General features: G+C 75.4%; 10 protein-coding genes. 1 reads left to right on the forward strand and 9 read right to left on the reverse strand.

Features of this window, described 5'->3' with window-relative positions; all coding sequences use genetic code 11:
- Positions 1-56 precede the first annotated feature (56 nt).
- Positions 57-680 (forward strand): LysE family translocator, encoded by a 624-nt coding sequence (locus tag BT98_RS0100645; protein ID WP_026033181.1) that lies wholly within the window; start codon positions 57-59, stop codon positions 678-680.
- Between the two features lie 258 nt (positions 681-938).
- Here BT98_RS0100645 and BT98_RS0100650 read toward each other — a convergent pair whose 3' ends face one another.
- The 9 genes from BT98_RS0100650 to BT98_RS0100690 form a co-directional block, all read right to left on the reverse strand.
- Positions 939-2,090, reverse strand: coding sequence for a DegT/DnrJ/EryC1/StrS family aminotransferase (locus tag BT98_RS0100650; RefSeq protein WP_019462803.1), 1,152 nt, complete (start codon positions 2,088-2,090; stop codon positions 939-941).
- A 96-nt stretch (positions 2,091-2,186) separates the two neighbouring features.
- Positions 2,187-3,677, reverse strand: coding sequence for a nucleotide sugar dehydrogenase (locus tag BT98_RS0100655; RefSeq protein WP_019462804.1), 1,491 nt, complete (start codon positions 3,675-3,677; stop codon positions 2,187-2,189).
- A gap of 61 nt (positions 3,678-3,738) precedes the next feature.
- Positions 3,739-5,721: a polysaccharide biosynthesis protein gene (locus tag BT98_RS0100660; RefSeq protein WP_027297116.1), complete on the reverse strand. Its 1,983-nt coding sequence runs from the start codon at positions 5,719-5,721 to the stop codon at positions 3,739-3,741.
- 10 nt (positions 5,722-5,731) lie between these two features.
- The gene (locus BT98_RS0100665) at positions 5,732-6,931 is read right to left on the reverse strand and encodes a glycosyltransferase (protein WP_019460201.1); all 1,200 of its coding nucleotides are present in this window, start codon (positions 6,929-6,931) and stop codon (positions 5,732-5,734) included.
- The gene (gene wecB / locus BT98_RS0100670; RefSeq protein WP_237719334.1) at positions 6,928-8,052 is read right to left on the reverse strand and encodes a non-hydrolyzing UDP-N-acetylglucosamine 2-epimerase; all 1,125 of its coding nucleotides are present in this window, start codon (positions 8,050-8,052) and stop codon (positions 6,928-6,930) included. Before wecB ends, BT98_RS0100665 begins: the two co-directional genes overlap by 4 nt.
- Positions 8,053-8,176: 124 nt before the next feature.
- Positions 8,177-9,442, reverse strand: a complete 1,266-nt coding sequence (locus BT98_RS0100675; RefSeq protein WP_019460203.1) for a glycosyltransferase family 4 protein — start codon at positions 9,440-9,442, stop codon at positions 8,177-8,179.
- Entirely contained in the window at positions 9,439-10,731 is a 1,293-nt protein-coding gene (locus BT98_RS0100680) for a DegT/DnrJ/EryC1/StrS family aminotransferase (protein ID WP_237719335.1), read from the reverse strand. The genes BT98_RS0100675 and BT98_RS0100680 overlap by 4 nt, the downstream gene beginning before the upstream one ends.
- Before the next feature lie 140 nt (positions 10,732-10,871).
- A complete protein-coding gene (locus tag BT98_RS0100685) occupies positions 10,872-11,537 on the reverse strand; it encodes a sugar transferase (RefSeq protein WP_019460205.1) in 666 nt (221 codons plus the stop codon).
- Complete coding sequence (locus BT98_RS0100690) at positions 11,530-12,750, reverse strand: hypothetical protein (RefSeq protein ID WP_019460206.1); 1,221 nt, start codon at positions 12,748-12,750, stop codon at positions 11,530-11,532. Before BT98_RS0100690 ends, BT98_RS0100685 begins: the two co-directional genes overlap by 8 nt.
- Positions 12,751-12,754 lie beyond the last annotated feature (4 nt).

Raw genomic sequence — 12,754 nt, forward strand, 5'->3', positions numbered from 1 at the left:
CCGCCGACATCATGTCGCGGGGCTTTTTCTTTGCCTTCGCCGAACGGGAGTTCCGCGTGGAACCGAGCATCCCCCTTGCCCTTTTCCTTAAGGCTGCAGGCTTCGGCCTGGCCGTCGCCGCGCCGGTCGGGCCGATGAGCCTGCTCTGCATGCGACGCTGCCTGGGGCAAGGCTGGCAGGCCGGGCTCGCCACGGGGGCGGGGATCGCGCTGGGCGATGCGTGCTACGCTCTGGTGGCGGCGTTGGGGCTTTCCGGCTTGTCGGGCTTCCTGCTGGCACAGGAGAAGCCGCTGCACCTCGCCGCCGGGCTGTTCCTGCTCTATCTCGGCCTGCGAAGCTGGTGCCGCCGCCCCGCCGAGACCGCGCCCGGGGCGGTGCGGGCGCGCTCCTGGCCCGCGCTGGCGAGCGCCTTCCTGCTGACGCTCACCAACCCGCCCACGATCCTGATGTTCGCGGCGATCTTCACTGCCCTGGCGCCGCGCAACGGATTCGACACGGCCACGGCCGTCCTCACCGTGCTTGGCGTCTTCGCCGGCTCGATGCTCTGGTGGTGCGGGCTGGTCGCGGCACTCACCCGCCTGCACCACCTCCTCACCCCGCGCGCCCGCCTCTGGATCGACCGCCTCGCCGGCCTCGTCCTGGCCGGCTTCGGCCTCGCCACCCTGCGTCGGGGTTTCTGAAAGGATCAGGCCGGGGCCAGAAGGGCTCTGCCCCTCTGGACACCCCGCCAAGGGACGTTAGTCCCTTGGAACCCTGTGAGCGCTCCGCGAGGAGGGGGATGGTTCCGCCGTTTCGCCAGATGGCGACGGGTGTCCTGTCCCCCCTCCTCGCGGAGCGCTCATGGCGGGGTCTCGGGGGGATACTATCCCCCTGAGCGGCCCCTCCTTCAGCAAAGGGTCCGGGAGGCAGAGCCTCCCGGAGCGCCGCGTCCGATCCCCTCAGAGCGCCGACAGGATGGCGTGGCAGACGCGGTCGGCTTGGGATTCGTCGAGATAGGGGTGCATCGGCAGGCTGAGGATGCGGGTGCAGAGGTCCTCGCTGACCGGCAGGGCGGCGCCGGCGTGGTGGCCGCGATAGGCCGGCTGGTGGTGCAGAGGCAGCGGGTAGTAGATGCCCGTGGGCACCCCGGCGGCCTTGCAGGCCTCCTGGACGCGGGGGCGGTCGGCGGCCTCCGGCAGGGTGATGGAATAGAGGCCCCAGGCGCTCCCGGCACCGGGGCGCTGGGCCTGGGTCTGCACACGGTTGCCCAGGCGTTCCGCATACCAGCCGGCGATACGGGCGCGGCTGCGGAGTTCCTCCTCGAAAAGCGGCAGCTTGCAGAGCAGGATGGCGGCCTGGATCGTGTCGAGGCGGCCGTTCATGCCGGTGCGCAGCACCTCGTAGCGCTGCTTGCCCTCACCATGGGTGCGCAGCGAGCGGTACAGCTCGGCCTTCTCGTCGCTGTCGGTCAGGATGGCGCCGCCATCGCCGTAGCAGCCCAGCGTCTTGGTCGGATAGAAGCTGAGCGCCGCCGCCCCGCCCCAGCGGCCCAGGCGCTTGCCGTCGAGGCTGGCGCCGAAGGCCTGGGCGGCGTCGTCGAGGGCGAACATGCCTTCCTCGGCGCAGATCGCCTCGATGGCCGGCCAGTCGGCGGGCAGGCCGAAGAGATCCACGCCCACCACGGCGCGCGGGCGCAGCTTGCCTTCCGCCTTCACCGTGGCGATGCGGCGCTTCAGGTCGGCGATGTCGATGTTGAAGCTCCGCGGGTCCACGTCCACGAAGACAGGGGTGGCGCCGAGCACCAGCGGCACCTCGGCGGTGGCGGTGTAGGTGAAGGCGGGCAGGAAGACCGCGTCGCCGCGGCCGATGCCCTCGGCCATCATGGCGATCTGCAAGGCGTCGGTGCCGGAGGAGACGCCGACCGCGTGCCGGCAGCCGGCGAAGGCGGCGAGCTGCTTCTCCAGCTCGTCCACTTCGGGGCCCTGCACGAAGCGGCCGGAATCCAGCACCGAGGCGATGCGGCGGTCCAGCTCGCCACGGATCAGCGCCTGCTGCGCCTTCATGTCGAAGAGGGCGATGGGGCGGGGGGAGGACTCGGAAGCGGCGGTCATGGCATTCCAGCTGGCTGGGGACCCGGCCCGGTGGCCCGGCCCCGTTCGGGGAGTGCGGGCCCGCCCCGGTGCCGCCGGGGGCGGCAGGGGCTGGCCCTATGCGGGGACGATGTAGGCCCCGCCGCCCCCGGGGGCCAAGTCACCCTTCGTATCGCCCGGCAATCTTGCTCCCGGCGTCCGGGGCTGCGGGCCGAGGAAGCCCGCCTGTTCCTCCCGCATCCCGCTGAGCGGCCAGGGTGCCGGAGGGGGCATGGCGGGTGCCGGGGCTGGCCGGGAAAGGCCGGGCTGGCGCAGGGCGCCGCGCGTGTCCACCACCAGCCGGGCATGGCGGCGCACCAGTTCCAGCGGCATGTCGCTATGGGGGGTCACGATCACCACCGCATCCTGCCCGGCCAGCAGGGCGGGGGTGAGGTCCTGGCTGCGAAGCTCCGGCGCCGTGCCGGCGAGGCGCCGCGTCACCGGGAAGCGCGGCACCAACGGGTCGTGGTAGGCCAAGGCCGCGCCATGGCCCTCCAGGATGCGGAAGATCTCCACCGCCGGGCTTTCCCGCGTGTCCGGCACGTCGGGCTTGTAGGCGAGGCCGAGCAGCAGCACACGGGCGCCGCGCAGGGTGCGGCCACGCGCGTCCAGCGCGTCGCGCAGGCGGTTCACCACGTAATGCGGCTGGGCATCGTTCACCCGGCCCGCCAGCTCGATGAAGTCGCTCGGCACGCCCAGTTCCCGCGCCTTCCAGGCGAGGTAGTAGGGGTCCACCGGGATGCAGTGGCCGCCGAGGCCGGGACCGGGGCGGAAAGGCATGAAGCCGAAGGGCTTGGTGGCGGCGGCGTCGATCACCTCGTGCACGTCGATGGCCATGGCGTGGCTGAGGCGCTTGAGCTCGTTCACCAGGCCGATGTTCACCGCGCGGAAGACATTCTCGTAGCACTTCGCCAGCTCCGCCACGGCGAGCGAGGAGACCGGCACGACCGAGCCCGCCACGGGGGCGTAGAGCGCCTCCCCCACGGCGCGGCAGGCCGGCGTGGCGCCGGCCACCAGCTTGGGCACCCGGCCCACCGTGCCCTCGGGGTTGCCGGGGTCCTCGCGCTCCGGGCTGTAGATGCAGAAGGCATCGCGGCCGGCCTGCAGCCCGGCCTCGGCCAGGACGGGCAGCACGTATTCCTCGGTGGTGCCGGGATAGGTGGTGCTTTCCAGCGAGAGCGCCTGCCCGGGGCGCAGGAAGGGCCGCAGGGCGTGCAGCGTGTCGCGCACGGCGGACAGGTCGGGCTCCTTGTGCGGGCCGATCGGGGTGGGGACGCAGATCACCAGCGCGTCGCAGGCCGCCGCCGCCTCCATGCCGGCATGGGCCTCGATGCCCGCGGCCGCCACGCGCGAATCGGCGATGCCGTGGACGGGCGAGCGCCCGGCCCGCACCGCCGCCACCTTGTCCGGGTCGATGTCGAAGCCGGTGACGCGGAAGCCCGTCTCGGCATAGCGCAGGGCCAGCGGAAAGCCCGCATAGCCCAGGCCGATCATGCCGATCCGGGCCTGCCGCGCCTCCAGCCGCCGGATCAGGCCGCGGGCGCGGGAAGGCAGGAAGGGGGCATTCATCGCGGGCCTCCATCGGCCCGCCGTATGCCTGGGCGGGCCGCTCCAGCGACCCGGGGAAGGGTCAGGCCCCCCGCGCCGCCGCGTGATGCGGGTCGTGGTCGAATTCCGGCACCAGGCGCGAAAGCTGCGCCAGGGCCTGCTTGGGCTGCCCGGCGCGGCAGGCGGCGGCGATCTCGTCGATCGCCCGGCCCACCAGTGCCGGATCGGCGGTGCGGGGCGTGGCCACCAGCAGGCCGGGGAAGCGCGTCGGGTTCGGCGGCTCCTGCCCGTGGAACAGCTCCTCGTAGAGCTTCTCGCCCGGGCGCAGGCCGGTGAAGCGGATCGCCACATCCTCGTCCGGGCGCAGCCCGGCGAGGCGGATCATGCGGCGCGCGAGGTCCACGATCTTCACCGGATCGCCCATGTCGAGCACGAAGATCCCGCCCTCGCGCAGCTCCGGCGGCTGGTCGGCGCGGTCCTCCGCCCCCACCACGCTGGCCTGGAGCACCAGCCCCACGGCCTCGCGCACCGTCATGAAATACCGGCGCATGTCCGGATGGGTGACGGTCAGCGGCCCGCCGCGCTCCAGCTGCCGCCGGAACAGCGGCACGACCGAGCCGGTGGAGCCCAGCACGTTGCCGAAGCGGACGGTGACGCAGCGCATGCCGCCATGGCCGCTGGCCGCCCCCTGGCGGGCCTGCATGTCGAGGCCCTGGCAGTACATCTCCGCCAGCCGCTTGCCGGCGCCCATCACCGAGGTCGGGTTCACCGCCTTGTCGGTGGAGATGAAGACCATCTCGACGGCCCCCGCCGCCCGGGCCGCGTCGGCCACGATGCGGGTGCCCTGGGCGTTGGTCAGCAGCCCCTCGGCCGGATCGTTCTCCACCATCGGCACATGCTTCAGCGCCGCGGCGTGGAAGACCAGCTCGGGCCGGGCCTCCTCCATCAGCCGCCGGATGCGGGTCTCGTCCCGCACATCCGCCAGCACCGCCCGGCGGGGCACCTCGGGGTGCAGCTCGCCCAGCTCCAGGTCGATCGAGTAGAGGGCGAACTCCCCATGGTCCAGCAGCGTCAGCATGGCGGGGCCGAGGCCCGCCACCTGCCGCGCCAGCTCCCCGCCGATGGTGCCGCCGGCGCCCGTCACCAGCACCCGCCGGCCCCGCACCAGCCGGGCGATGCCCTCGCGGTCCAGCGGCACCTGGGGCCGGTCCAGCAGCTCCTCGATGCCGATCGGGCGCAGCGTGATGCGGCGCTCCGCCCCCAGGGCCCCCCCGTCCGGGCGCTGCCGCTCCGGCGCCGTGGGGTCCAGCGCGGTCGGGCGCGGGGCGCGGCGCACGGTCACGCCGTGGCGGTCGGCCGCATCCAGCAGCGCCTCCAGCTCCTTGCCCGAAACGTCGCTGCCCACCAGAACCAGGGTGGCGGGCAGGCGGTTCTGTTCCCGCAGCCGCTCCAGCACCTCGTCCGCATCGTCCAGCGCGCCCAGGATCGGCACGCCCAGGATTCGCCGCCCGGCCTGCCGCGCCCGGGGCGCCAGGATGCCCAGCACCCGGAAGCCCGGCACGCGCTGCGCCGAAAGGGCGCGCAGGAAGAGGTCGGCGGCATCGCCGGCGCCGGCCAGCATCACCGTGCGGGCCGGGGCTTCTCCCGAGGACAGGGCGCGGGCGCCCCGGTAATGGGTGTGGCGCATCCGCACCGCCATGCGCGCCGCGCCCAGCAGGGCGACCAGCGATCCGGCATGGAGGAAGGGGAAGGCGATGCTGGGCGGCCCCCAGCCGCGCACCGGCCCGGCCACGAACAGGCCCAGCGAGAAGAGCGCGGCCATGGTCACGGCGGCGGCCAGCACGGCCAGCATGTCCGGCAGGCCGGAGAATCGCCAGTACTGCCGGGCCAGCCGCAGCGGCACGGCCCCCAGCAGGAAGGCCCCCAGCCCGCCGATCAGGGCGGGCGGCCACCACAGGGCTGGTGGCCAGTCCCCGGGTGCGTCGAGCCACAGGGCGAGCGGCAGGGCCGCCGCCGCCAGGGCGAGGTCCACGAGGAAGTTCAGCAGGATGCGTCTGGGCGCCATCCATCCTCGTCTAGCCCCTCCCGGGGAGGGGGGCCAAGCGCCCGTAAAGGCCGGTCAGACGTTCGGCTTCCGCAGCCCAGCCGTAACGCCCCAGGGCGGCCTCGCGTCCCGCCGCGCCCATCCGGGCGCGCAGGGCGGGGTCGCGCAGGGTTTCCACCGCCGCCGCGATGGCACGGGGGCAGGCGGTGTCCACCAGCAGGCCGCAGCCGCTGTCCCGCACCACGTCGGCGACCTCGGTGGCGAAATCCGGGGCGATCACCGGCAGGCCGGCCAGCATGCAGTCGAACAGCTTGTGCGGCAAAGCGAGGCGGTGGTTCTCCACCCCGGGCTGGAACAGGACGAGGCCGATATCCGCCCCGGCCAGGGCCTCCAGCGCCGCCGGCTGCGGCATCCAGCCCAGCCGCTCCACCCGGTCCTCCAGCAGCAGCAGCCGGGCCAGGGCCAGGAACTCCGCCTCGCTGCCATCGGCGAAGCGGCCGATCAGCCGCAGCCGCGCCTGCGGTGAGCCCAGCGCCAGGGCCTGCAGCATCTCCTCCGAGCCGCGGCTGCGGGTCAGGCTGCCCAGATGCGCCAGGACCAGCGGGCCGGGGGCGTGCCGGCGGGGGGCGAGGGGCAGGGGCTCGGCATAGTTGCGCACCGCGGCCAGCCGGGGCGCGGCGCGGAAATCCTCGTCCAGCCCGTCCTTGGCCACCACCACCGCATCGGCCCGCGCCGCCATGGCGCGGCAGGCCCGGCGGATCGCCGCCCTTGCCAGCGGCGCCAGCACGGGACGCAGCGCCCGGGGCAGGCGGTGGTCGAGGCGGGAGGGGTAGTGCTCGTGGACATCGAGCACCACCCGCGTGTCGCGGCCACGCGCGGCGATCAGCGCGGCCAGCCAGGAATCGGGCTCCGAGGCATGCAGCACCGCCGCGTCGCAGGCGCGGGCGCGGCGGGCCAGGGCGGGGATGCCGAGCAGCCGCCCCAGCCAGCCCGGCCGGCGGCGATAGGGCACGAGAAACACGCCGCGCGACTGTGCCGGGGGTCGGGCCGTGACGCCGGAGGCGGGCTGGGGGCAGAGATGCCACACCCGCCAGCCTGCGGCGGCCAGGGCGGCGCCCTCCTTGCCGACGACGCGCACATCCTCCGGCGGATGGGCGGCGGACAGCATCACCACGAGGGGCGCCGATGCCCTGGCGCCGGCGCGGAGGGGCGAGGGGGCGAGGGCGTTCACGCCGCCACCCCCGGAGCCATTCCCAAGGAAGCGCCCAGGCCGGGCAGGGCTTCGCGCAGATGCGCGACCATCCGCGCCCCGGCCTGCCCATCCCAGAGCGGGATCGGCCGGGCGGCGGGCCAGCGGCCCTGGAGGACCTCCTCCACCGCCCCGGGCAGATCCTCCGGCCGGACCAGCCGGTTGGCACCGGACAGCAGCGTCACCGGCCGCTCGGTGGAAGGGCGCAGGGTCAGGCAGGGCAGGTCCAGCGCCGCCGCCTCCTCCTGCAAGCCGCCGCTGTCGGTGGCGACCAGCCGGGCCCGCGCCATCAGCGACAGGAAGGCGCCGTAGCGCAGGGGCGGCAGGCGCAGGATGCCGGGGGGAAGCGTCAGCCCCTGCGCGTCCCCGAGGGCGTCCCCAAGGGCGGCCAGCCGTGCCGCCGTGCGTGGATGCAGCGGCCAGACAAGGGGCAGGCGGCGCGCGGCCTCGCCGGCGGCGCGCAGCAGCGCGGCCAGCGCGGCGGGGCTGTCCACATTGGCCGGGCGATGCAGGGTGAGCAGCCCGTAGCCGCCGGGCCGCAGCCCCCCGGGCAGCGGCAGCCGGCGGGCGGCGGGCAGGGCGCGGAGGAGGCTGTCCACCATCGCATTGCCCACCGCCCGGACCGTCCGGGGGGAATGTCCCTCGGCCAGGAGGCGGGCGGCCGTTTCCTGGTCGGGGGCCCAGAGGAGGTCGCTCACCGCATCGATGGCGCGGCGGTTGATCTCCTCCGGCATGTCGCGCTCGCCGCAGCGCAGCCCAGCCTCCAGATGCGCCACGGGGATACCCAGCTTGCGCGCCGCCAGGGCGGCGGCCAGGGCGCCGTCCACGTCGCCGGGCACCACCACCAGGGTGGGGCGGCGCGTTTCCCAGAACGCGGCGCAGGCCATCAGGGTGCGGCCGGTCAGCTCGGCATGGCTGCCCCCGGCGATGCCGAGGGAGACGTCCGGCGCCGGCAGGCCGAGATCGGCCAGGTGGTCGCCGAACATGGCGGCGTCGTGGTGCTGGCCGGTGTGCAGGATCACCGGCCGTGCGCCCATCGGATTCTCCCGCAGCGCGTGCCAGAGGGCGGCGATCTTGGGCAGGTTCGGCCGGGCGGCGGCCACCAGGTGCAACTCCGGCAGGCGCGGCCCGGGCGGAGGGGACGGGGCGGGCCCTGGCGCGGCGGGGGCGGGACCGTCCGGCAGGCGGGTTTCCGGGGCCGCGGGGGAGGCGGGGCGGGGCATGGCGTCAGGCCGGGGCCAGGGCGGGCCGGGGCAGCGGCCGCGCCGCCGCCTCCGCCACCGCGCAGAACTGCCGGACCTGCAGCCGCCGGTCCCAGCGCCGCTGCGCCTGGGCGCGGGCGGCGGCACCCATGGCGGCGCGCAGCCCGGGCCGCGCCGCCAGATGCGCCAGGGCTTCGGCCAGGGCGCGGGCGTCGCCCGGCGGGGTGGCGATGCCGCTCGGCCCCTCCGCGACGATGCGCGCGGCGCGGCCGGCGAGGTTGGTCACCACCGGCAGTCCGGCGGCCAGCCCGTCCATCAGCTTGTTGGGCGCTGTCCATTCGGCGAATTCCGGCACCGGGGCGAGGCAGTGCAGCGCCACCTGCGCGCCCGCCAGCAGCGAGGCCAGCCGGGGCTTGGGCAGCGGGTCCAGGAAGCTGACATTGTGCAGCCCCCGCCGCGCCGCCTCGGCGATCAGGCGGGGCTTCTCGGCTCCCTCGCCGACCAGCAGGATGCGGAGGCGGCGCTCGCCGGCCAGGTGCAGCTCGGCCGCGGCGTCGAGCAGCGCGTCGAGCCCGTTGGCGCGGCCATGCGCCCCGGCATAGACCGCGAGACATTCCCAGGGCGCCGCGCAGTCCGGACGCCAGGGCGCGCGGTGCGGGCCGAAGAGGTCGAGGTCGCAGCCATTGGGAACCACGTGCAGGCGCGACGGATCGGTGCCGCGCGCCCGCGCGGTGTCCGCCATGCCCTCGGTCAGGCCGATCACCGCCGCCGCCCGGCGGCAGGCGGCATCGGCCAGGACCTCCATCCCGGCCAGGGCCCAGCCCGGGGCCTCGCCCATGGCGCGCGGCAGCTCGGGCCAGGGGTCGCGGATCTCGAAGACGAAGGGCGTGCCGCGCAGGCGGTTCGCGGCCAGCGCCGGGACCGCCACGGTGAGCGGGGTGGAGGAAGCGACCACCAGGTCCCAGGGCCGCGACAGCGCCAGACCCGAGGCCGCGGCGGCATAGCGCCCGAAGGCCAGCAGGCGCCCGGCCCTGTCCTGGGCATTGCCGCAGCGGATGTCGAACTCCATCAGGCCGAAGCCCGCCGGGCCGGGTGCGCGCCCCTGCCGGCGGCCCAGGCGGAAGCGGCCCTCCAGCCCGGTCTCGGCGCCGTCGTAGCGGCCGCAGGCCAGGGTCACGTCATGCCCCCGCGCCGCCAGCCCGGCGGCCATGGCATGGGCGCGCGTGGCGGTGCTGCCGGCGGGGGCGGAATAGTGCTGGTGCAGGTACAGGATGCGCAGCGGTCCGGTCACGGCCGGGTGCCTCCCCGGCCCGTCCGGGCACGTCCCGATGGGCCGTGCCCGAAGCAGGCGCGGATGATGCCGATCACCCGGTCCTGTTCCGCCGGGCCCATGGCGCCGGAGGGCAGGCAGAGGCCCTGCTCGAAGAGCGTGGCGGCGACCCCGCCGCCCAGATGGCTCGCCGCGCGGAAGGCCGGTTGCAGGTGCAGCGGCTTCCAGACCGGGCGGCTTTCCACCGAGGCCGCCTCCAGCGCCAGGCGGATGGCCTCGCGGTCCGTGCCCGCCTCGGCGGGATCGACCAGGATGGCGGTGAGCCAGCGCGAGGAGCGGCTCCAGACCGGCTCCGGCATCAGGCGCAGGCCGGGCAGCCCCGACAGCCCGGCGGCATAGCGGGCGAAGACGGCGCGGCGCTGCGCCACCCGCACCTCCAGGTGCCGCAGCTGCGCCCGGCCGACCGCCGCCAGCAGCGAGGACAGGCCGTAGGAATAGCCGGTGGTCTCGTGCTGGTAGTGGGGCGCCGGCTCCTTGGCCTGGGTGGCGAGGTGGCGGGCGCGGGCGACCAGCGCCTCGTCGTCCGAGGCCAGGGCGCCGCCGCCGCCGCCGGTGACGATCTTGTTGCCGTTGAAGGAGAAGGCGGCCAGCCGCGCCCCGCGCCCGGCGGAACGGCCGTGCTGCAAGGCGCCCAGCGCCTCGGCGCTGTCGCTGAGCACCGGCACGCCCCAGCGGCCGCAGGCCTCCGCGATCGCGGCGAGGTCGGCGCATTGCCCGTAGAGATCCACCGGCACCACCACGCGCGGCAGCCGGCCCTGGCGGGCGGCGCGGGCCAGGGCCTCCCGCAGCAGGCCGGGGTCCAGCGTCCAGCTTTCCGGGGAAACGTCGAGGAAGCCCAGCCGCGCGCCCATCTGCGCCGCCGGGGCCACCGTGGCCACGAAGGTCAGGGTGCTGGTCCAGACCTCGTCGCCCGGCTCGAGGCCGAGCAGCCGGTAGCCGAGATGCAGCGCCGCCGTGCCGGAAGCCAGGGCGGCGACGTGGCGGAAGCCGGTGCAGGCGGCGATGGCCGCCTCGAAGGCCGGCAGGGCGGGACCGGCGGGGGCGAGCCAGCCGCTGGCCAGCGTGTCGCGCAGCGCCTGCTCCTCCTCCCCGCAAAGCTGCGGCGGGGAAAGGTGGATGCGGGTGGCGGGCGATGCCGTGCGGCCGCGATCCGGCATAGCGGGATGCCGGGGCGGCCCGGACGGGCTGAGCAGCGTGTCGGAGAGGGACAGGAGTGCTGTCTCCCCGGCGGCGCTTACATCCATGCCCATGCTGCCCTGTCCATTCTGGACACCCCTCGCCGGCCGGGGGATTCCGGCGTTCATGGTTGTAAATATATCGTGAATTACAACTTAAGATATGCGCTCCGTGGCCGGAATCACCATCCCCGGCGGAATGTTGCGGCGCTGCATCAGCACGACGGCGTGCCCCCCGCATCCGCCGCCGTGGATTGGCTGGCGGGCGCCGTGCCGGTGAAGCCGGGGCTGGTGGCATGGCCGGGCGCGGTGGCGCCCCGCCCGCGCAGCAGCAGCGCCAGGCTGGCGAGGACGATGGCGACGTCCCCCGCCAGCGTGACGCGGGCGACGTAGCGGGCATCCCATTCCAGCCGCTCCTCCCAGGGCAGGGCATTGCGGCCGCGCGCGGTCACCGGGCCGAGCAGGCCGGGCCTGACGGCGAGGCGGCCGGCCTGCCGCGCCGTGTAGAGCGGGGTATAGGCGGGCGGCAGCGGGCGCGGGCCGACGAGGCTCATCTCGCCGCGCAGGATGTTCGCCAGCTGCGGCAGCTCATCCAGCCCGCTGGCGCGCAGGCGGCGCCCGAAGCCGGTCAGCCGCGCCGAATCGGGCTCGCCCGGCCAGGCGGGGTCGCGCATCGAGCGGAGCTTGAGGATGGTGAAGCTCCGCCCTCGCCAGCCGGCGCGGCTCTGCCGGAACAGCACCGGGCGGCCGAAGGCCAGGGCCACGGCGAGCGCCGTGCCGAGCAGCAGCGGCCAGAGCAGCGCCATCAGCAGCGCCGCGCCCGCGAGGTCGAGCCCGCGCTTCAGGCGGCGGGCGTAGAAGCCTTCCCCCGGCTCAGACACGCTGCGCCCTGATGCCCAGCGACAAAGCGAGGCCCAGCGCGAACCAGACCATGCGGTTGCCCAGGTCGGTCGAGACCATGGCGCCGATCGCCACCGGGATCACCAGCGCCACGATCCGCCCCACCCGCTCCGGCTCCAGATCCTCCGGCAGGGCCAGCAGCCGGACCAGCACCACCGCCGCGCCGCCGCCGAAGGCGCCGAGCCAGAGCAGCAGGCCGAGCGGGCCTTCCTCGGCCAGGGCTTCCAGGGCGTGGTTGTGCGGGTACATGCCGCGTCGCTCGCCATAGCCGGCGGCGACGGTGAAGCCCCCGGCGCCGAGGCCGAGCGGCATCGCCTCCCCCGCCCAGCCCAGCGCCGCCGACCAGAGCACGGGGCGGGCCGAGGCGGCGATGCCCTCCCCGGTGAAGCGTTCCAGCGTGCGCAGGCCCTGGCTGCGATCGGGATCGGCATAGAGCAGGCCCAGCCCAAGCCCCCCGGCCAGGGCCATCGCGCCGATCCAGCCGGCGGCGGCCAGCGGGCGCCGCCCGGTCCAGAGCCGCGCCGCCGGGGCCAGCGTGACCGCCACGCCCAGCGAAAGCAGCGCCGCCCGCCCGCCCGGCAGCAACGCCCCCAGGGCAAGGCCCAGCAGCAGCAGCGCCCAGAAGACCCGCCCGGCCCGGCCGGCCTCCACCAGCCGCACCGCCGCCAGCCCGGCGCCGCAGGCCATGGCGAGGCCGGCGAGCTGGTACTGCACCCGCGTCGCATCCGTGGCCCCGACCAGGCCGCCGAGGACGACCTCGCCGGAAGCGAGCCCCCAGGCCACGCCCGCCGCGACAAAGGGGCCGGTCAGCATCGCCGTGGCCACCAGCCAGCGCCGGGCCGCCGCATCCGCCCCGGTCGCCATGCCCGCCGCCAGCATGGTGGGGCCGAGCAGGACCGCCTCCGGCAGCTTCTGCGACAGGATCTCGGCCGAACTGCTCCAGGTCGCGGCCAGCACCATCCAGAGCCAGAGCGCCCCCGCGGCGGCGAGGGGCAGCGCCACCGGGCGCAGCACCGTCCAGCGGCGCGAGGCCAGGAGCCAGGGGAAGGAGACGGCCAACGCGCCGGCGGAAAGCACCGTGATGTCCGGCAGGGCGGCGGTCTGCGGCACGGATTTCAGCGCCCCGGCCAGGAACAGCACCGCCGCGGCCATCCCGGCCAGCGAGCCCGGCGCGGCGGCATCGACCCGTGCCACCGGC

Source organism: Roseomonas mucosa ATCC BAA-692 (genome assembly GCF_000622225.1).
Taxonomy (GTDB): domain Bacteria; phylum Pseudomonadota; class Alphaproteobacteria; order Acetobacterales; family Acetobacteraceae; genus Roseomonas; species Roseomonas mucosa.